The following is a 19,746-nucleotide window of genomic DNA, read 5'->3' on the forward strand; positions in this document are numbered from 1 at the left end:
GGATACAACCCTGAGTGAACAGGGAAAATTGATAAAGCGAGGAATGAAAATGAGTGACAACACATGGCCCTGGATGAGCGAGTATGAAAAGCTCGGTCTGGGAGAGCCAATGCCGGTCCCGTCTGTTACTCTCTATGAGCGCGTCGAGCAGGTGAGCCGGGACTATCCCGACTATGCGGCGCTTGAGTTCATGGGCAGGGACATCTCCTATCGCAGCTTCATGGAAATGGTCGACAAATGTGCTGCCTCTCTGGCAGCCCACGGCATCAAAAAGGGCGATGTGGTCGCCATTTGCATGCCGAATATCCCACAGACGGCCATCGCATTTTATGCGGTAAACCGTCTGGGCGCAAAGAGCTGTATGATCCACCCGATGTCCTCCTCCAAGGAGATACGGGACTTTGTCAACAGCACAGGTGCAAAGGCTATTTTCTTTACAGATCTCTTCTACCGGGCAGTGGCGGACATTGCGGGGGAGACGGGCCTTGAAAAGCTGTTTCTCGCGTCCATTGCCGAGTTTTTGAGCCCCGTCGTGGGGGCGGCTTTCAAATTGAAAATCCGCAAGGTGCTCAAGCGCCAGAACATCGACGAGTCGAAAGTGGTTCGTTTTCGCACGCTGCTGAACTCCACCGCCCCGGCGAAGCCCTACGAGCGCCTGGTGGAGCCAAATGAAACCGCCGCCATTCTCTTTTCGGGCGGTACATCGTCGGGCAACCCCAAGGGCATCGAGCTGTCGAGCGACAACTTCAACGTCCTGTCGGTGCGCCTGCTGCAATTCATTCCCGAGGCGGACGCCGGCGACCGGATCCTGACCATTTTGCCGCTGTTTCACGGCTTCGGCCTTGGCATCTGCGTACATACCATGCTCTCAAACGGCCTGTGCTGCATTCTCGTGCCCCAGTTCTCGGCGGCCGAGTTTGTCAAGACCATCCGCAAGAAGAAACCGCAGTTCCTCGCGGGTGTGCCGTCGATGTTCGATGCGCTGATGAATGAACCGAAAGCCGACAAGCTCGACTACAGCTTTGTCAAGGGCGCGTTCTGCGGCGGCGACACGGTGCCGCCGGAACTCAAAAAGCGCTTTAACGCCTATCTCAAGGCGCACAACTCCTCGGTCTGTCTGCGCGAGGGCTATGGCCTGACCGAGTGCGTTACCTGCTGCATGCTCGCGCCGAGAAACGGCGAACCTTTCAACTCCATGGGTCTGCCGCTGCCGGGCGTGCTCGTCAAGGTGGTTGAGCCCGGCACGCAGAATGAAGTTCCCCTCGGTCAGGAGGGCGAGCTGTGCATCTCGAGCGACACGGTGATGGTCGGTTATCTCGACTCCCCGGAGGAGAACGCGAAGACTCTGCAGGTCCACGCCGACGGCCGCACCTGGATGCACTCGGGTGACATGTGCTATATGGACGAAAACGGCTATTCCTACTTCAAGCAGAGAATCAAGAGAATCATCAAGGTGCGCGGCTTCCCGGTCTATCCGTCGGTCATCGAGGACACCATCCGCCAGTGCAAGGGCGTCAAGACGGCGGCTGTGCTGGGCCTGCCCGACGAGAAGAGCGGCGAGCGCGTCAAGGCGTATGTCGTCATGGAGGATCCCTCGATGGAGACCGAGGAAAACCAGAACGCCATCATCGAGTACTGCCGCTCACAGCTCAACAAGTGGAGCGTGCCGCGCCTGTTCGAGTACCGCAGCGAGCTGCCTCTGACCAAGGTCGGCAAAATCAGCATCCCCGCTCTGCTCCAGGAGGAGCTCGCAAAGAAGAACCAGTAACCGGAGGAAGCGGCATGATCAAGACACACAAGTGCAAGGGGACCTGCTCGAAGAGCGTCACGGTTGAAATCAGCGACGGCGTCATCAAGAGCGCGCAGTTTGTCGGCGGCTGCGACGGCAATCTCAAAGGAGTCTGCGCGCTTGTCACCGGTATGGATGCCGAGCAGGCGGCGCAGCGGCTCGAGGGCATCCGCTGCGGCTTTAAAAACACCTCCTGCCCCGACCAGCTCTCCATCGCCATCCGCGAGGCGCTCAGGGGCGAATGACATCAGAATCCACGCAGGAAGGCGGATGAAAATCCGCCTTCTTTTTTGAATCCTGAAACAACTTTTGCGCATACACTAAATACCGATATTGTTTTGAGCGGGAGAGAATATGACAAATTTTCTGATTCGCACATTTATCCGTGACAGTGACAAAACCGACGATCCCAAAGTGCGCAGCGCATATGGAAGATTGACGGGAATCGTCGGCATTCTCTGCAATTTGCTGCTGTGTGCGGCAAAGCTCATCGTGGGCGCCGTCTTCGGCAGCGTCGCCATCACGGCCGACGGCATCAACAACCTCTCGGATGCGGGTTCGTCGGTGGTGACACTGGTCGGCTTCAAGCTGGCGTCAAAGCCGGCCGACAAGCAGCATCCCTATGGCCATGCCCGCATCGAATACCTCGCGGGACTTGTGGTCTCGTTTTTCATTTTGCTCATTGGGTTTGATCTGTGCAAGAGCGCGTTCGGCAAAATCGTTTCGCCGGACGAAGTCACGTTCAGTCTGCTGTCGGTGGCGGTGCTTGCGGTTTCCATCCTCGTCAAGCTCTGGATGGGCATGTTCTACCGCCGCGCGGGCCGCGCAATTCACTCGAGCGCCATTGAAGCCGCCGGGGCGGACAGCATGAACGATGTCTATTCCACTGCGGCGGTGCTCGTGTGCACGCTGGTGGCCCGCTTTACGGGGCTGCGCCTCGACGGCTGGGTGGGTCTCGGTGTGGCGGTGTTTATTCTCTACTCGGGAATCAAGCTCATCGGCGAGACGTTAAGCCCGCTGCTCGGTGAGGCACCTGACCCGGATCTGGTTCAGAGAATTTACCGGCGCATCCGCGCCTACGACGGTGTGCTCGGCATTCACGATCTGATGGTGCACGACTACGGCCCGGGGCGGCGCTTTGCCTCGGTGCATGTCGAGATGGACCGCAACCGCGACGTAATGGAGAGCCACGACATCACCGACCGCATCGAGCGGGAGTTTGCCCAGGAGGGCATCAACCTTGTCGTGCACCTCGACCCCATTGTCACCGACGACGAACAGATCACGGATCTGCGGCGGATGACGGTGCGGGCTGTCTCGACACTCGGGGAACATTTTTCGATTCACGACTTCCGCGTGGTCAAGGGCGTTTACCACACCAATTTGATTTTTGATGTGGTAGTGCCGACTGATTGTTCTCTGCGCGACCAGGAACTGCTCGCGCGCATCGATGCCGCCGTCAAACAGGAGGACCCAAACTGTTACACCGTGGTCACCATTGACCGCTGCTACACGGGTCTGTCCTGACAAAAGAGGGGAGCGCCGCGCGCGCTCCCCTCGCTTATGTAAAGCGGTAAAACCGCTTTGTCTCTTAAAAAGGGTAATAAAAAAGAGCAGCTTGATCAGTGGATTACCAAAGCCGCTCTTCTTTATTTCTCTTTAATGACGATGTTGTTGTAGTCACTGAAGATGAAATCGTCGATATCCTGTGATTTCTTGCGCGGCGTCTGTTTGATTTCAATGACGTATTGACTCGTCTTTTTCTGCGTGTTCATGTTTCATTCCTCCTTTCCAATTGAAATCGTATGGCATATCGGCATCCAACCATACAACCATATTATGCACCAAGTGACCTAAGAATGACAAGCGATTTCATACAAAATTTACAATTATGCTCGACTTTGCCAGAAAAACGCCGCGGCTCATTGACAAGATCTATGGGCAAGTTTACAATAGAACTGTTGTTGCACACAATATATTGTAAAATAAAGGAAAAGACAGGAAGTATGGTGGATGGTATGAAATTGACTGAAAACAGCCGTGTTGTTCTGCAAAAACGCTATCTTGCGAAAGATTCTGAGGGAAAGCCGACCGAGACAGTCGAGCAGCTCTTTGAGCGCGTTGCGAATGCGATAGCCGAGAGCGACCGCCTCTATGACAAGCAGGCCGACGTCAAAACCGTCGCAAAAAAGTTTTACGATATGATGACCAATCTGGAGTTTTTGCCAAACTCCCCGACACTGATGAACGCGGGCCGTCCGCTCGGTCAGCTCTCGGCGTGCTTTGTGCTGCCCATTGCCGATTCGATGGAGGATATTTTTGAGACCATCAAAATGGCGGCGCTCATCCATAAGAGCGGCGGCGGTACGGGCTTTTCTTTCTCGCGCCTGCGCCCGAAAGGGTCGACGGTCAACTCGACCGGCGGCGTCGCCTCGGGCCCGATCAGCTTTATGAAAGTCTTCAATATGGCCACCGAGGCCGTCAAGCAGGGAGGTACCCGCCGCGGGGCCAATATGGGCATTCTGCGGGTCGATCACCCGGATATTCTGGAGTTTATCGACTGCAAGCACAACGCAACGGAGATCACAAACTTCAACATCAGCGTGGGCATGACCGAGAAGTTCATGCGCGCGGTGGAGGCGGGAGAGGACTATGAGCTCGTCGATCCCGCGACGAACCTTGTCACGGGAACGCTCAACGCCCGCGACGTCTTCAACAAGATCGTCGACTCCGCCTGGAGAAATGGCGAGCCCGGCATCATCTTCCTTGACCGGCTCAACCGGGACAATCCCGTGCCCCACATGGGTGAGATCGAGTCGACCAACCCCTGCGGCGAGCAGCCGCTGCTGCCCTATGAGTCGTGCAATCTCGGGTCGATCAATCTGGTCAATATGACCAAAAAGAACCGCGACGGCAGCTACGCTGTCGACTACAAGAAACTCGAGCGGGTCACGCGCGATGCGGTACACTTTCTCGACAATGTCATAGACGCCAACCGCTATCCCCTTGAAAAGATCGACGAGACCACCAAGGCCACCCGTAAGATCGGCCTCGGCGTAATGGGCTTTGCGGATCTGCTGCTGATGCTGGGCATTCCCTACAACAGCGAACAGGGCATCGAGCTCGCGGGTAAGATCATGGGCTTTATTGAAGAAAAGGGCCATGAGATGAGCCGTGAGCTCGCCGAGACCCGCGGCACGTTCCCGGTATTTCGCGGCAGCGTCTATGAGAAGAAAGGCAAGATGAGAAACGCCACCGTCACCACCATCGCGCCGACCGGCACGCTCTCCATCATTGCGGGCTGCTCGAGCGGCGTCGAGCCGGTCTTCGCGTATGTTTTCATCCGCAACGTCATGGACGGCACCGAGCTCATTGAGGTCAACCCCATCCTCAAGGAGGTCCTCATCGCCCGCGGGCTCTACTCGGATGAGCTGATGAAAAAAATCGCGAGCGAGGGCTGCCTGTCCCACGTCGAGGAGATTCCCGACGACATCAAGCGCATTTTCGTCTCGGCCCACGAGGTGAGCCCCGAGTACCACATCCGCATGCAGGCGGCCTTTCAGGAGCATACCGACAACGCGGTTTCCAAGACCGTCAACTTCGGCAATTCCGCGACCCGTGAGGATGTCTCAGACGTCTACCATCTGGCCTATGAGCTCGGCTGTAAGGGTGTGACCATCTACCGCGACGGCAGCCGCAGCGAACAGGTTCTCAATATCGGCAAGGTCAAAAAGGAGGGCGAGCCCGACGAGAGCGCCTGTGAGGCCTGCCAGTACAAGCGCCAGAGCCTGGAGCTGTCCAATATGCTCAAGCCCCGGCTGCGCCCCGATGTGACCACCGGCTTTACCGAGAAGATGACCATCGGCTGCGGCAATCTGTATGTCACGGTCAATTACGACGACAACGGCCTGTGTGAGGTCTTTACCAACACCGGCCGCCACGGTGGCTGCCCGTCGCAGAGCGAGGCGACAAGCCGGCTTGTTTCGCTGGCGCTGCGCTCGGGTATCAGCCCCGAGAGCGTCATCGAGCAGCTCAAGGGAATTCGCTGCCCGTCGACCATCCGTCAGTCGGGTATGAAAGCCATGTCCTGCCCGGACGCCATCGCGCGGGTCATCACAAAGGTTCTCAAGTTCCAAAACGGAGAGCCTGCCGCCCCCAAGACCCCGGCGGAGGCGGCGATCAGCAAGGCGATTCCCGAGGAGGCCAAGCGCGATTTCAAGGATCTCGGCAAGCATGCGAAATACTGCCCGGAGTGCGGCACCAAGATGGAGCACGAGGGCGGCTGTGTGATCTGTCACAACTGCGGCTACTCCAAGTGCGGCTGATAAAAAGAGAGCAAAGACCCCGCCTGATTCAGGCGGGGTCTTTTTCTGCAGCCGAGGGGAGTGGGTCGCTGTCGCATTCCAGGGGAATTTGAATTTGGTAGCTCCAGTTCAAAATACCGGTGACAACGACAATCTGTACGGTGAAAGCAGGATTCACTGCATACTGCTCGCGCGCCGTGCGCACCAGCTGTTCCAGAGCGGTCTGTCTGTTTTCCTGCGTACAGTTTGAGCAGAGGTAGAGCCCACCGGGCAGAACAGTCAAATCCTGCGCCGGGGGATAGCGTGTGCAGACGGCGAAGAGGCGCGAATTGCCGTCGCGGGTGTAGATTCCGGCGAGATCTTCAAAGGAATAGGTGCTTCGGTGCGCATCGCCGATTTGCTCGTAGAAGTGGCGTAGATAATCGGTCAGTAACTCTAATCTTGGCTCGCTCAGGGTATTGGACAGGAGAATCACACGCTGCGGCAGCTGCCTTGTAAAGGGGATGTCGGTTTGCACAAAGCCCTGCAGATTGTTTTTGTAACTCATCTGGGCGCGCCTGATTTTCGCCTTTGCCTGCTTCAGCCGGCGAATCTTATCGTCGGCGCTCTTGTCCGCCCGTTCCAGAAGTGACAAAACGCCCTCGAGATTTTCGTATTCCAGCACTTCGCGGATCTCACGCAAACTCAAATCCATCAGCTGCAGAGCCTGTACCGCATTCAGCCGCACAAGCTCTGCCTCGGAGTAGTAGCGATATCCGGTCCACGGATCTTTTTTGTGGGGGCAGACCAGTCCGATGCGATCGTAGTGGCGAAGCGTTTCGCAGGTTGTGCCCGCCAGCTTTGCCGCCTCGCCGACAGTAAAAAATTTTTTCATAAGTTACCTCTTGACATTTGTGTAACACAAAGGTTTACAGTAATCACTGTACCATTGACTATTGAAAAAAGCAATGCCAATTTTAAGACAAACGGAGGAGAATAAAATGAGAAAAGTTTTGGCTGCTGCGGCCGCGCTGCTGCTTTGGACAACACTTCTGACAGGGTGCTCCACAACGGCGGAGAATTGGGAGGAGAAGAGCTACCAGGCGGACGCCGGAGAAATTTCACAACTGGAAATTGATGTGAGAGACAGAAAAATCGAAGTGGAACCCTCGCCTGACGGGCAGATTCATCTGAACTATTGCGAGAGCGACAGAGAGACTTACCACATCACCGAAGAGGACGGAAAACTCGTGATGACGGTGCAAAGCGGCAGCAATCAGATGACTTTTGGCACGAGCGCTCCGCTTGAAAAGCGCACCATCCGTCTTCAAATTCCAACCGACGGGCTGTCGTCGGTGAGTCTTTCCACTTCGGGTGAAGAGCTGAATATTTCCACTGCGCTCACTCTGACAGATCAGATGACCTGCAAAACCAACAACGCTGACATTGTATTTGAGCCGCTGGATGTTGGCGGCGCCATTCGCCTTGAGGCGAAAAATGGGGACATCACCGGGACGGTGGTCGGCGGCTACGACGATTTTTCCATTACAACTCAAGTCAAAAAAGGGGAGACCAATCTGCCGAAGAGTAAGCCAGAGGGGGAAAAGTCGCTCGCTGTATCAGTGAACAACGGGGATGCACAGATTCGTTTTGAAAAAGCGCAGTAATTTCCCAAAGTGGGACGGGACGCTGACGTGCAAGCCAGCCGGGTCGAAAGACCCGGCTGGCTTTTTTGAGGGACGAATTGAGGGAAATGGCTGTGGTTTATTCTGTGGGGATCCGTCAAAAATAGCAGAGAGACCAGACTTTGACAGAAGTGACAATTTGATGTAAAATATGAGTTGTCAGCTGGAAGCCAAGCACATTGCAATTTCGTTCTGGGAGGAATTTACATGATAGAGTACAGGAAAGTAGTCAAAAGCTACAACGACGTCGAAGTGGTCAGAGGAATCGATCTGACCATCCGCGATGGGGAATTTGTGGTTCTCATCGGGCCGTCCGGCTGCGGCAAGACAACGACACTCAAAATGCTCAACCGGTTGATTGAACCGAATTCCGGCGAAATTCTCATCGACGGCCAAAATGTCAAACAGATGAACCCTGAGCGACTGCGCACCAGCATCGGCTATGTCATTCAGCAGATCGGCCTGTTTCCGAACATGACGGTGGAAGAGAACATCTGCGTGGTGCCAAAACTTCTCAAATGGGATAAAAAGCGCTGTCACGAGCGGGTGCTTGAGCTTTTGGCGCTTGTAAACATGCCCTATGAGGAGTATGCAAAAAAGTACCCCAACGAGCTCTCCGGCGGACAGCAGCAGCGCATCGGCGTTCTGCGTGCGCTTGCGGCCGAACCACCGATTATTCTGATGGATGAACCCTTTGGCGCGCTCGATCCCATCACGCGTGATACACTGCAGGATGAGGTCAAGGCTCTGCAGAAGCGGCTTCGAAAGACCATTATCTTTGTCACCCACGACATGAACGAGGCCATCAAAATGGCCGATACCATCGTCTTTATGGACCGGGGTGTGATTCAGCAGATCGCGCCGCCGGAGGAGATGTTGCGCGCACCGGCAAACGACACCGTGCGCGAATTCATGGGCAAGCACGTGGCGTCCGTCGGGCACGAGACGGATCTGCTCAGCGCGGATGTCATGAGAAAAAAGATTGCCAAGGTCTCGAACAAATGGCGCACTCTCGAGTGCGTCGAGATGATGAGCCGCCTTGAAATCGACTCGCTGATTGTAGTGGATGACGAAGAGCGCTTTGAGGGCATTGTGACCATTGAGGCCATCAACGAGCACGGCGCACCGGGCGAGTCGGTGACGAAAATTCTCACTCGCGATGTGCCGACGGTCCAGACGACAACACCCGCCAAAGAGGCGTTTGAGCAGCTTCTCGAGCGAAAGTCGAGCTATCTTGTGGTGCTCGACGAACAGCGCCGCGTCGCGGGGATCATCACTCGAACAAGCATGTCCAAGGCTCTGGCAAGCGTGGTCTGGGGAGGTAAGTCATGACACTGGAGCGCTTTTTTGACACATATGGCCTCATGCTGCTCAAGGCCATTGGGACCCATTTGATGTACGTCGTGGTCTCGGTGAGCGCAGGCTTTGTGGTAGCTTTGGTTCTCGGCGTTCTGCTCTCGCGGGTGCCGCGGCTGTCCAAGGTGATTTTGCCGGTGATCTCCATTTTTCAGACCATTCCCGGCATCGTCTTCATCGGCGTGCTGTTTCTGTGGATCGGCATGGTTCCGCTGACGGTTTTTATCGCCCTCGGCGTCTATGCGGTTTTCCCCATTTTGAAGAACACCTATGTGGGAATTTTGAGCGTGGAGGACAAGTACAAGGAGGCGGCCCGGGGCTGCGGCATGGGCAAGTGGGCGATTCTCACCCGTGTGGAGCTGCCGCTTGCGATGCCGACCATCATTGCGGGCGTTCGCATGTCGGCGATCTACACTGTGAGCTGGGCCGTGCTGAGTACGATGATCGGCCTTGGCGGTCTGGGCGAATTCATCTACCGGGGCATCAACACCAACAACAATGAGCTGATCCTCATCGGTGCGCTGCCGGCGGCCCTGATGGCAATCGGCATTGGGCTGCTCATCGACTGGATTCAGAAGAAAGTTACCCCGCGCGGGCTTCAGCAGGGAGGGGTGAAATGATGGAGTGGTATCGGATCTGGGAGCATCTCTACATTGTTCTCGTCGCCACAGGATTCACAGTCATTGTTGGGCTGCTGCTCGGTTTTGTGTCCTACTGGAACGGCGTTGCGCGAAGAATCATTCTCTGGTCGGTCGACATTTTACAGACTGTCCCGGCCCTGGCCATGCTGGGCGTCATCATGACGGTATTCGGCGGCAGCAAGACCACCGTCATCATTGGCCTTGTGCTCTACTCGCTGCTTCCGGTGGTGCGAAACACCTATGTGGGCCTCAGCGGCGTGAGCCCGGCTGTCCGTGAGGCGGCGCTTGGCATGGGTATGAGCCGCACCTACCGGCTGTTCCGTGTGGAGCTGCCCATTGCGTTCCCGGTCATTTTCACGGGCATTCGCATTTCGACTGTGACGGCCATCGGCGTTGCCGTATTCGGCACCTTTGTCGGCGGCGGCGGGCTCGGCCAGGTGATCTACCGTGGAATTCATACGCAGAATATGGGAATGATACTCTTTGGCACTGTTTCGCTGATGGTCATGGCGGTTGCCATTGACGGGCTGATGAGCCTGATGGAAAAGAGACTTTACAAACACCAAATGTGAGAGGACAGGTGATCGTATGAAAAAGACAATTTCTCTTTTGCTGTGCGTGTTACTGCTCGCCGGTGTGCTTGCCGGCTGTGGCAGCAAGGGCGACAAAATCATCATTTTGGACGGGGAGTTTGCAGAGCCGGAGCTCGTCGCCGAAATGGCAAAGCTGCTCATTGAGGAGCACACCGATCTCAAGGCCGAAATCAAGGACGCTATGAGCCCCATCTACGGCTACAATGAAATGAACGCGGGCAAAATTGATCTGATGCTCAGCTACGATGGCAGTCTGCTTGTCACGTTCATGAAGAAAGACGACAGCGATGTCCCCGAGGGTATGACGACCTACGACTATGCAAACGAGGTTGCAAAGCAGCAGACCAACGTCTATCTGCTCGACAAGCTCGGTCTTAACAACACCTATCAGGTAGCCGTGCGGCAGGAGACAGCTGACAAATACAACCTGGAGACAGTAAGCGATCTCGTCGCCGTGGCGGATGAGCTCGTATTCGGTGCAGAGCACAAATTCTTCGACGAGGAGAGCAGCATCCGCTACAAGCCCCTGTGCAAGTTCTACAACCTCAATTTCAAAGAGGGCAAATCGGTCGATCTCAATCTCAAGTACTCCGCGATGGAGAGCGGCAATATTGATGTCACCGTGGTGTATGCGACCGACGGGCTCAACGCCAAGGCAAACTTGAAAATTCTCAAGGATGACAAGGGGTTTTTCCCGGATTACAACGGCGCAATCCTCGTGCGCAAAGATCTCTTTGACGACTACCGGGATAAGGCACCCAACCTCGAGGAGGTTCTCAACATGCTCGGCGGTCAGTTCACCGATGAGAGCATGGCACAGCTCAGCTACGAGGTGGATGTCAACGGCCGCAGCCCCGAGGAGGTCGCAAGGGAATTTCTGGTCGAAAAGGGCCTGATCGAGAGCTAACATACACAAAACAAAAGGAGCTGTCAGCGACAGCTCCTTTTTTCTTTCAGATGTTACAGTCTTCCTTTCCTGCGCCCGTAGAACAGACAGCCAAAGCAGGCGGCAGGGATCAGGAGAAACACGGCGAGCAGCAAATAGCGCAGATGGAGAATCACGGAGAGGTTCAGCAGCGGCGCCGGCCTTACCCAGAAGAGAAGCACAAAGAGTACAGCGCAGAGCCCCCACGTCCACACCGGGCGCCGGATGCGCGGCGTGAGAGAGGCAAACCCCTCAACAGCCGAGCACAGACAGGCAATCAGTGCAACCATCATAAAAATGAAATAGGCTGCGCAGATAATCGCGTCAATGCGCTCGAGCACCGAGTCGATGCGCAGCACACTCAGCGCCGCTATGGTGGGATAGGCGGCCGCCGAAACAGTCGGCGAGCCGAGAACCAGGACATCGCGCAGCGCCACAAGAGCAAGAAAGACGCCGCCTGTGGCAAAGGAGAGTACAAGGGGCTTTGTGGATTTCTTACCTTTGGGAAAGCTGCCTGTGAGATTGATGAGCAGGATGGGCAGCGTAAAGGGAATCAGCAGCGTGACGGCCGCACCGTCAAAGAGGCTGCTCCAGTCGGGGACCATTGGCAGCAGATAGCGGAAGTCAAACTGAGACGACGAGAGAATGTTGAGCAGGACAAGCCCGGCGAGCAGCAGCGGCACGCCGAAGAGAGAAAAACGTCCGAGCGCGTCAAATCCGCAGTGAACGCCGTAACCCGCAACGAGGAGAACCGACGCAATGGTGATGAAAGAGGGGAAGCTGACCACGGACAGGAGATTGACAAGCCCCGTCATAAATTGCAGAAGCCCCGCCGCGGCAACAAGGGAGAACAGGCTCACAAAAACGCTTATCGTGACGGCAATGGGCTTTCCGACCGCCAGGGTGAGCGCCTCGCGCAGCGGCCTGCCCCCGGTGATGCTACCCGCCGCACCGAGGAGAAACCCGACTGGCAGCGCAAACACCGTGCCGATGAGGATGGCGAAAAAGGGAAAGAGCGTGATCTTGAGGGCATTGGTCAGAATGACCGTGCCCGAGATGACAAGGGTAAAGCCGACAATGTAAAGCTGCAGGGGGGTGAGGGCAAAATGGCTTCGTTTCAAGTGACATCCTCCTCTCCGGCCGGGGCAATGGGTTCGGTAAAGCGCGGATCGCCCGTCAGGGAAATGCTCACCGTGACCGTGAGCGGAATCTGTTCGAGCACTTCGCCGAAACGGGGCTCGAGCTCCCGCCAATCCTGCGGGTGGTACATGCGAAGCAGATTGCCGAAGCCATAGACGTCGCAGTGGGTGTCGCGCAGCACGCGGCGAACGGAGCTTGAGATGTGCTCTTCGAGATAGAGCTCCATCTGCGAGGTGATGCGTTCAACGCTGCGGCGCTCATCGAGCGGCGCGATGTCGGGCGCCTGGGAGATGTCGCAGCCAAGGCGCAGCTCCGCATGGAAAGAAGGCTCGCCTGCACGGACCTCACTTTTGATGGAGCAGTGCGACGTCTGGATGCGCATGCTGACACCGTCATGTGAGATGACGCCAAGCGACTGCTCGTTTTTGAGCAGATGGACGACAAAGGCATCGTCAAAGTTGAGAAGTCCTGCAAGACGGTCGTCGTCGAATACCGCAAGACCGCTGTAGACAATCAACGGGTCGCTGCCCTCCGGCAGAGTCTCAAGGGCCTGCTCGTCGAGGGGCTTGCCCTGCGAGCCGTCCTCGGGGTTCTGCAGCGTGAACCAGGGCAGCGAAAGTGCAGTCCCTCCAGTGCGCAGTGTATTGAAGACCTCAAACAGCTTAAAGTGGTGTTTCTCGGATGAGCCGACCTGGGGACTCAACATATCGGCAAGCTGGCCTGCGCTGAGCTGAGTGCCGACCGGCGGCGCTTCGAGCAGTGCTCTGGCACTGCCGGATGTTACGGCGATGTAGAGATTCAGCCGTGTCTGCGACTGCTTTAAAAACCAGTCGAGCGGTTCGGTGAGTCCCTCGCGCGCGAGGGGTTCCGAGATCAGAAGAATGACTGCGTGGCCCCAGAAGCCGAACTTTCCCGTGATGAGCCCGAAATTCTGTGCGCACTCGGCAAGGGTGTCTCCCTCGACGGTGATATACTGGGGTTTTCCGGCCGAGTCTGGGTCGACGCCGCCGAACTCGACGAGCTCATAGGTGAGCGAATAGGTCTCTCGCTTGCCGATGTCGAGCGCTGCCCCGGTGATGATGGCCATGTTTTCTATTTCACGGTAGTTGCCTGCACAGCCGCCGAGCGACAGACTGAGCGCGAGCGCCGCGCAGAGGAGTTTTCTCTTACTCATGGCGGCGCCCCTTTCTGATTTGATTGCTGCGGCTTGCGAAGAACGGCCGCCGCCTCATGACAGTCCACGGGCTTCGTACCGGGCTGTCCTTGAGAGTGCGGTGTGCGGAGACGGAGGAGTAGGCGAGGTAGGGCACGCCGAAAGACTCCAGGGAGAACAGATGAAGAAAGATGGCGAGCAGCGCCAGAGAGAACCCGTAGATGCCGAGAAGAGCAGTCGCTGTGAGAATGGTGTACTTGCAAAAGAGAATCGCGCCCGAGAGTTTTGGCACCAAAATACTGGTGACGCCGGAAAATGCGATGACAATCACAATGGGGGCGCTGATGAACTTCGCCTCGACAGCGGCCTGACCGAGTACAAGAGAGCCTACGATGCCAAGTGCCGAGCCGATGCCCGTTGTGCCGCGCAGTCCCGTCTCCTTGAGAATGTCGAAGATGATCAGCAGTGCAAAGGCCTCGAGTACCGTGGGAAAGGGGACGCCCTGGCGGGCATTCGAGATGCTGACTATGAGTTTGGTCGGCAGCATCTCCTGGGAGAACGTAACCATGGACACATAGAGCGCCGGTACGGTGATGCACAGAAAGAAGCCGACAAGACGCAGCAGCCTCGAAAACGAGGCGTAGATGTAGTTGACGTAGTAGTCCTCGCTGGTTTGAAAGAGCTCGATGAAGAGAGTGGGAGCAGTGATGACGACCGGGGTGCCGTCCACCAGAACAGCAACGCGCCCCTCGAGCAGCTTTGCCGCGACCACGTCAGGCCGCTCGGTGGTGGCTACGGTTTTAAACGGCGACAGGGCGCCCAGATGGCTGACTTCCGCAAGATAGTTTGAGTCGAGCATGGAGCCGAGGTCATATTCGTCGATTTTCCTGCGCATGCGCTCGACGAGCTTTGGGTCGGCAATGTTGTCGATGTAGCACAGGCAGACCTGGGTTTCGGTGCTCTTGCCGCAGCGGCTGAACTCAAATTTGAGATGGTGGGTCTGTATCTTACGGCGAATCAGTGAACAGTTTGGGAGAATGGTCTCGGTGAATCCCTCTCGCGGACCCTTGAGAATCTCTTCGCCGGGCGGCTCGCTCACCGAGCGGGCGGAGTAACCCTTGGTGTCAATGCCGACACAGCGCGGGCAGCCGTCGATGAACAGCAGCGTATCCCCCATGAGCAGACTTGGCAGCGCATCGCCGAAATTCTCAGCCTCGGCGAGCTCAATGGTGGTGAGTGTCTGGGTGTAGACGGCGTCAAAAAGACCCGCGCCGGGGGTGAGAATTTCGCTCTCGGCAAGCGGGCGGATGATGTTTTCATTGATGATACGGGAATTGACCATCGCGTCCACCACCACAAGGCAGAACCGTACATTTGGGTTGTGCCGGTTCTGGACAAAGCGGTAGCGGATGGTCTGGTCGTTTTGGAAGAGCGAGTGGATGATGTCGATGGCGTCATCGAGTTTCTTCGGTATTTTGATGTCCTTGGGATTCATCCCGTCGATGTTCTGTTTCATGCGGGCAGCTCCTCATACGATAATGCAGTTTGACTTAGTATGCCGATTTTGCCGCTCAAAAATGCGGCGCGAACGGAAACTTTGTGATATAATAAGCCGCAGAGCGGCTATGGTCATCGATTTCAGGCCGCTCTCGTCCCTGCGGGACGGCTGAAGCCATGGCCACTCTATCGAACGCGGGCAGTTCTATCCCCGCGGACAACGAAAGACATGGTCAGGCATGGCATGCAAGGTTATTTTTTTGAATCAGATGGGGGATTTTCTGTCATGGGCGACGTTTTGCTGCGGGCATTCTGCTTTGTGTTTCTCATTTTTCTTGGCTTTATTCTCAAGCGGGTGGGGCTGTTCAAACAGGGTGAGTACCGGGTCATCTCCAAAGTGGTGCTCAACATCACATTGCCCGCTGCGGTCATCACGAGCTTTGCCACCTACGACAGTCCGCCCTCTCTCTTGATACTGGTGGTCATCGGCTTTGCCTGCAATCTACTGATGTTCGGTGTGGGTTACATCACAAGCCGGGGAAAACCTGCCGGTGAGCGCGCCTTTCGTATGCTCAATTACCCGGGCTACAACATTGGCTGCTTTACGCTGCCCTTTGTGCAGAGCTTTCTTGGCCCGCTCGGCGTCATTGCCACCTGCATGTTTGATACCGGCAACTCCATGATGTGCATGGGCGGCTCCTACGCGCTGACTTCCACCATTCTGGGAGTGGGCGAGCGGGGCACGGCAAAGGGCTTTCTCAAAAAATGCGTTTCCTCGGTGCCGCTTGACACCTATGTCATCATGCTGCTGGTGAGCCTTGCGAAAGTCCCGGTTCCCAATGCGGTAGTCACGCTGACCTCGCTCATCGGCGGGGCAAACGGAGTGCTGGCCATGCTCATGATCGGCATGATGTTTGAAATTCACTTTGAAAAAGCCTATTTCAAGCAGGCCGCCGTCACACTTGGTGTCCGCTACGGGTTCGCGGCGGTGCTCGCGGCACTGTTCTACTTTGCGACGCCTTTCCCGCTCGTTGTGCGTCAGGTGCTTGCAATTGTGGTTTTTGCGCCGATCACCTCCGTCACACCGGTCTACACGGAGCAGTGCGGTGGCGACGGAGCGCTTGCCAGCTTTACAAACTCGGTGGCGATTCTGCTGAGTGTCGCCATCATCACGGGTCTGCTGCTCGCCATGGGCATTGGCTAGGCCTGCGCAGGATTGCCGCCGGCTCTGCCGGAAAAAGATGCAAAATACAACAGCCTGGGAGGAATATCAAATGTCACTCGAAAAAGCAAAGCAGTATCTCACAGCGCGCGGCATGGCCGAGCGTGTCATGATGTTCGACGTGTCGAGCGCAACGGTGGAGCTCGCAGCGCAGGCGGTGGGGGTCGAACCTGCGCGCATTGCAAAGACACTCTCCTTTGAGTGCGGGGAGCAGTGCATATTGCTTGTGACCGCGGGGGACAGTAAGATCGACAACGCAAAATTCAAAGCGCAGTTTGGCCGCAAGGCGAAAATGCTGCCGCCCGATGAAGTGGAGCGCCTGACCGGGTATGCAGTCGGCGGCGTCTGCCCGTTTGACAATCCGGCGGCCGCCGTCTGCTACACCGACATATCGCTTCGACGCTTCGACACGGTGTACCCCGCCTGCGGCAGCGACAACTCCGCCGTACGGCTGACTCCGGATGAACTCTTTGTCCTGTCGGGCAGCCGCGGGGACGTCGATGTCTGCAAGGGGTGGCAGCCGGCCGACTGAGAGGGGAGTGCCATGCAAAAACCCACAGATTGCCGCATCACGCCGCAGGAGGCTCTTGCGATGATGCAAAGTGAATCTTGCACCGTGGTCGATGTGCGCACCGAGAGCGAGTATTACACCGGGCGCATCGGCAACGCGATTCTAATTCCGGAGGATGAGCTTCTCGACCATGCCGGCGAACTGCTGCCCGATCGCGGCGAGCCGGTACTGGTCTACTGCGCAAGCGGCAGCCGCAGCAGACGCGCCGCGCTGCTGCTGACGGGCCTCGGCTACCGTAGAGTCTACGATCTCGGGGGCATCGAAAACTGGCCCTATGGGCGCAACCTGCCCTAGAACAAAAGAGAGGACGGCAAATGCCGTCCTCTTTTGGATATTGACGCCTCTGCGGCCCCATAATAATCCGATGGATTTTGATATGGAGGGGACTGCATGTACGGCAGGCGCTATTTTGAGGGGTGGTACATCAAGCATCAAAACGCGGACGGGACGCTCGCACTGATTCCCGGCGTGAGCGCCGATGCGCGGGGGCGGCGCACGGCGTTTGTTCAGGTGATCACACACAGGGGCGTCTACCAGGCGGACTACCCCTATGAGAGTTTTTCAGCGGACCGCAGGCACTTTCGCCTGCGGGTCGGCGATTGTCTCTTCGGTCCGGCGGGGGCTCGTATCGACATTGACCGGCCGGACTTTCGCTGCCGTGGAGAACTCGCCTACGGACCCTTTACGCCGCTGCGCTATGACATCATGGGCCCCTTTTGCGCGGTGCCTTTCATGGAGTGCCGCCACGGCGTGGTGAGCATGGGCCACACCGTCGACGGCGAGGTGGAACTCGACGGGGAGCGCTATCTCTTTGAGCGGGACGCGGGCTATATTGAAACCGACCGCGGGCGCTCCTTTCCCCAGAGCTATGCCTGGGTGCAGTGCAACGGCTTTGCAGGTCCCCGTGACAGCGTCATGGCGGCCGTTGCCACGATTCCGATGGGACCGGTGCGCTTTACCGGGTGCCTTTGCGCACTCACGCTGGGCGGCCGGGAGACGCGGCTTGCGAGCTATCTCGGCGCGCGGGTTCAAAAGACACGGGAAGACTGCATCCGAATCCGGCAGGGCAATCTGCTCTTTGAGGCGCAGCGCCTTGCGGGGCAGACCCAGCCGCTGCGTGCGCCGCTCGGCGGCGCGATGAGCTGCGTCATCCACGAGGCGGCGCGCTGCACGGTGCGCCTGCGCCTGCTGCGGGGGGAACGCGTACTTTGGGAGAACACCTGTGACAGTGCAGCCTTTGAGCGGGTGGACAGCCTGACCGCAAGCCGGTATAATGGGTGACAGGAGGCGACTATATGCTCATTTTTCTCTCACCCGCACTGAATATGCGCGCGGCCCAGGCGCCGGTTGAGGCGAGACAGCCGCGCTTTCTGCCTGAGACGCGGCAGCTGGTGGACGAACTTCGCAGACGCAGCCCGTGGCAGCTTGAGAGTCTTCTGCGCTGCAATTCCGAGATTGCGCTTCGGGCCTTTGCAGCTTACCGTGACTTTGATATGGACGCAGCGGGCACACCGGCGGCCGCCGGCTATTACGGCATCGCCTACACCCATTTGAACGCAGCCTCATTCACCGCGCAGGACTATGCCTATGCCGACGGTCATCTGCGTATTTTGAGCGCACTGTACGGTTCTCTGCGCCCGTCGGACGGCATTTCTCCCCATCGTCTCGAGATGCAGACCCGGCTTCGGGTGGAGGGGCGCGACTTATACGGCTTCTGGGGTGACCGGCTGTACCGAGATCTGTTTGAGCGGGGCGAGCCGGTGCTCAGTCTCGCGTCGGGCGAGTACGAGAGAGCGGTATCGCCCTATTTGCGCCCGCGTGACCGTATGGTGAGCGCGCGTTTTCTCGTCTCACGGCGCGGGCGGTGGGTGGTCTTGCCGACCGAGGCGAAGATGGCGCGCGGGGAAATGGCGCGCCACGTGATTCAAAACCGCATCGACGATCTCGGCGGCGTCATGGAATTTGACTGGAATGGCTACCGCTACGCGCCTGCGCTGTCGGACGGGCGGATTATGACCTTTTTGCAGGAGAGGTGAGACATGTCGGTTACCTGGAATCTCTGGCACGGGTGCCACCGCAAGAGTGCGGGGTGTCTCAACTGCTATGTCTATCGCTCGGATGAGCGCCACGGCAGAACGCCGAATATTGTCACAAAGACCGCAGATTTCAATCTGCCCGTGCAGCGTACACGAAGCGGAGAATACCGGGTCGCGCCGGGGGAGATGGTCTACACCTGTTTCACATCGGACTTTCTGGTGGAGGACGCTGACATCTGGCGCCCCGATGCCTGGCGGATGATGCGTGAGAGAAGCGATTTGACCTTTCTGTTCATCACCAAGCGCATCGAGCGGCTCATGGACTGTGTGCCGCCCGACTGGGGCGACGGCTATGACAACGTGCGCATCTGCTGTACCATGGAAAACCAGGATCGGGCAGACTATCGTCTGCCTCTGCTCAAGGCGGCCCCGATCAAATACAAGGGGATCATCTGTGAGCCGCTGCTCGGGCCGATCGACCTGCGCGCCGGACTTGGAGCATGGGTCGACGAACTCGTCGCCGGCGGGGAGTCGGGCAGCACCGCGCGCCCCTGTGACTACGAGTGGATTCTCGATCTGCGCCGCCAGTGCATGGAGCAGGGAATCCGCTTCTGGTTCAAGCAGACCGGCGCGCGTTTCATCAAGGATGGGCGGCTCTACCGTGTGCCGCGCCGGCTGCAGCACAGCCAGGCGCGCCGCGCGGGCATCAACTACATTCCGCCCGGTCAGAAGCCGGTTCCCGCTCCCTATGGGCGGGACAGCGAAGAATGATTTTTCAGCAGCGATACAGGGTGCTTTTGCGCAATCGAAGAGTATGAAAAAAGGGTCCGGTAAGCAAAGCTTACGGGACCCTTT

At 57.3% G+C, this 19,746-nt stretch carries 20 protein-coding genes; 15 read left to right on the top strand and 5 right to left on the bottom strand.

Annotation, left to right across the window (positions count from 1 at the left end; genetic code table 11):
* Positions 1-49: 49 nt before the first annotated feature.
* The 3 genes from H8695_RS01600 to H8695_RS01610 all read left to right on the top strand — a co-directional run bounded on the left by H8695_RS01600 (position 50) and on the right by H8695_RS01610 (position 3,316).
* The gene (locus H8695_RS01600) at positions 50-1,768 is read left to right on the top strand and encodes a class I adenylate-forming enzyme family protein (RefSeq protein ID WP_249299095.1); all 1,719 of its coding nucleotides are present in this window, start codon (positions 50-52) and stop codon (positions 1,766-1,768) included.
* A gap of 14 nt (positions 1,769-1,782) precedes the next feature.
* On the top strand, positions 1,783-2,034 hold the full coding sequence (locus tag H8695_RS01605; RefSeq protein WP_249299097.1) for a TIGR03905 family TSCPD domain-containing protein: 252 nt from the start codon (positions 1,783-1,785) through the stop codon (positions 2,032-2,034).
* A gap of 109 nt (positions 2,035-2,143) precedes the next feature.
* Positions 2,144-3,316 (top strand): cation diffusion facilitator family transporter, encoded by a 1,173-nt coding sequence (locus tag H8695_RS01610; RefSeq protein WP_249299099.1) that lies wholly within the window; start codon positions 2,144-2,146, stop codon positions 3,314-3,316.
* A 122-nt stretch (positions 3,317-3,438) separates the two neighbouring features.
* On the opposite strand, the gene H8695_RS11570 is transcribed toward H8695_RS01610, so the two are convergent.
* A complete protein-coding gene (locus H8695_RS11570; RefSeq protein ID WP_283243540.1) occupies positions 3,439-3,564 on the bottom strand; it encodes a hypothetical protein in 126 nt (41 codons plus the stop codon).
* 243 nt (positions 3,565-3,807) lie between these two features.
* On the opposite strand from H8695_RS11570, the gene H8695_RS01615 reads away from it, so the two are divergent.
* Positions 3,808-6,114 carry a vitamin B12-dependent ribonucleotide reductase gene (locus tag H8695_RS01615; RefSeq protein WP_249299101.1) on the top strand — a complete coding sequence of 769 codons (2,307 nt, stop codon included), beginning with the start codon at positions 3,808-3,810 and terminating at the stop codon, positions 6,112-6,114.
* A 28-nt stretch (positions 6,115-6,142) separates the two neighbouring features.
* Here H8695_RS01615 and H8695_RS01620 read toward each other — a convergent pair whose 3' ends face one another.
* On the bottom strand, positions 6,143-6,967 hold the full coding sequence (locus H8695_RS01620; protein ID WP_249299103.1) for a MerR family transcriptional regulator: 825 nt from the start codon (positions 6,965-6,967) through the stop codon (positions 6,143-6,145).
* Between the two features lie 106 nt (positions 6,968-7,073).
* Here H8695_RS01620 and H8695_RS01625 point away from each other — a divergent pair, with 106 nt between their 5' ends.
* The 5 genes from H8695_RS01625 (at position 7,074) to H8695_RS01645 (ending at position 11,254) form a co-directional block, all read left to right on the top strand.
* Complete coding sequence (locus tag H8695_RS01625) at positions 7,074-7,739, top strand: DUF4097 family beta strand repeat-containing protein (protein WP_249299105.1); 666 nt, start codon at positions 7,074-7,076, stop codon at positions 7,737-7,739.
* 225 nt (positions 7,740-7,964) lie between these two features.
* Positions 7,965-9,089 (top strand): ABC transporter ATP-binding protein, encoded by a 1,125-nt coding sequence (locus H8695_RS01630; protein WP_249299107.1) that lies wholly within the window; start codon positions 7,965-7,967, stop codon positions 9,087-9,089.
* Positions 9,086-9,733: an ABC transporter permease gene (locus tag H8695_RS01635; protein ID WP_249299110.1), complete on the top strand. Its 648-nt coding sequence runs from the start codon at positions 9,086-9,088 to the stop codon at positions 9,731-9,733. The genes H8695_RS01630 and H8695_RS01635 overlap by 4 nt, the downstream gene beginning before the upstream one ends.
* A complete protein-coding gene (locus H8695_RS01640) occupies positions 9,733-10,326 on the top strand; it encodes an ABC transporter permease (RefSeq protein WP_249299112.1) in 594 nt (197 codons plus the stop codon). The genes H8695_RS01635 and H8695_RS01640 overlap by 1 nt, the downstream gene beginning before the upstream one ends.
* Positions 10,327-10,342: 16 nt before the next feature.
* Positions 10,343-11,254, top strand: coding sequence for a glycine betaine ABC transporter substrate-binding protein (locus H8695_RS01645; RefSeq protein ID WP_249299114.1), 912 nt, complete (start codon positions 10,343-10,345; stop codon positions 11,252-11,254).
* 53 nt (positions 11,255-11,307) lie between these two features.
* Here H8695_RS01645 and H8695_RS01650 read toward each other — a convergent pair whose 3' ends face one another.
* The 3 genes from H8695_RS01650 to H8695_RS01660 are packed head-to-tail and all read right to left on the bottom strand — an operon-like array spanning position 11,308 to position 15,081.
* Entirely contained in the window at positions 11,308-12,393 is a 1,086-nt protein-coding gene (locus H8695_RS01650; RefSeq protein WP_249299116.1) for a GerAB/ArcD/ProY family transporter, read from the bottom strand.
* Entirely contained in the window at positions 12,390-13,586 is a 1,197-nt protein-coding gene (locus H8695_RS01655; protein ID WP_249299118.1) for a Ger(x)C family spore germination protein, read from the bottom strand. Before H8695_RS01655 ends, H8695_RS01650 begins: the two co-directional genes overlap by 4 nt.
* Positions 13,579-15,081, bottom strand: a complete 1,503-nt coding sequence (locus H8695_RS01660) for a spore germination protein (RefSeq protein WP_249299121.1) — start codon at positions 15,079-15,081, stop codon at positions 13,579-13,581. The genes H8695_RS01655 and H8695_RS01660 overlap by 8 nt, the downstream gene beginning before the upstream one ends.
* A 267-nt stretch (positions 15,082-15,348) precedes the next feature.
* Here H8695_RS01660 and H8695_RS01665 point away from each other — a divergent pair, with 267 nt between their 5' ends.
* The 6 genes from H8695_RS01665 (at position 15,349) to H8695_RS01690 (ending at position 19,662) form a co-directional block, all read left to right on the top strand.
* Complete coding sequence (locus H8695_RS01665) at positions 15,349-16,266, top strand: AEC family transporter (protein WP_249299123.1); 918 nt, start codon at positions 15,349-15,351, stop codon at positions 16,264-16,266.
* Between the two features lie 70 nt (positions 16,267-16,336).
* A complete protein-coding gene (locus H8695_RS01670; RefSeq protein ID WP_249299125.1) occupies positions 16,337-16,816 on the top strand; it encodes a YbaK/EbsC family protein in 480 nt (159 codons plus the stop codon).
* A 12-nt stretch (positions 16,817-16,828) separates the two neighbouring features.
* Complete coding sequence (locus H8695_RS01675) at positions 16,829-17,149, top strand: rhodanese-like domain-containing protein (protein WP_249299127.1); 321 nt, start codon at positions 16,829-16,831, stop codon at positions 17,147-17,149.
* A 96-nt stretch (positions 17,150-17,245) separates the two neighbouring features.
* Positions 17,246-18,136: a tocopherol cyclase family protein gene (locus tag H8695_RS01680; protein ID WP_249299128.1), complete on the top strand. Its 891-nt coding sequence runs from the start codon at positions 17,246-17,248 to the stop codon at positions 18,134-18,136.
* A 14-nt stretch (positions 18,137-18,150) separates the two neighbouring features.
* A complete protein-coding gene (locus H8695_RS01685; protein WP_249299129.1) occupies positions 18,151-18,891 on the top strand; it encodes a YaaA family protein in 741 nt (246 codons plus the stop codon).
* Between the two features lie 3 nt (positions 18,892-18,894).
* Entirely contained in the window at positions 18,895-19,662 is a 768-nt protein-coding gene (locus H8695_RS01690) for a DUF5131 family protein (RefSeq protein WP_249299130.1), read from the top strand.
* Positions 19,663-19,746 lie beyond the last annotated feature (84 nt).

The organism is Feifania hominis, assembly GCF_014384765.1.
Taxonomy (GTDB): domain Bacteria; phylum Bacillota; class Clostridia; order Oscillospirales; family Feifaniaceae; genus Feifania; species Feifania hominis.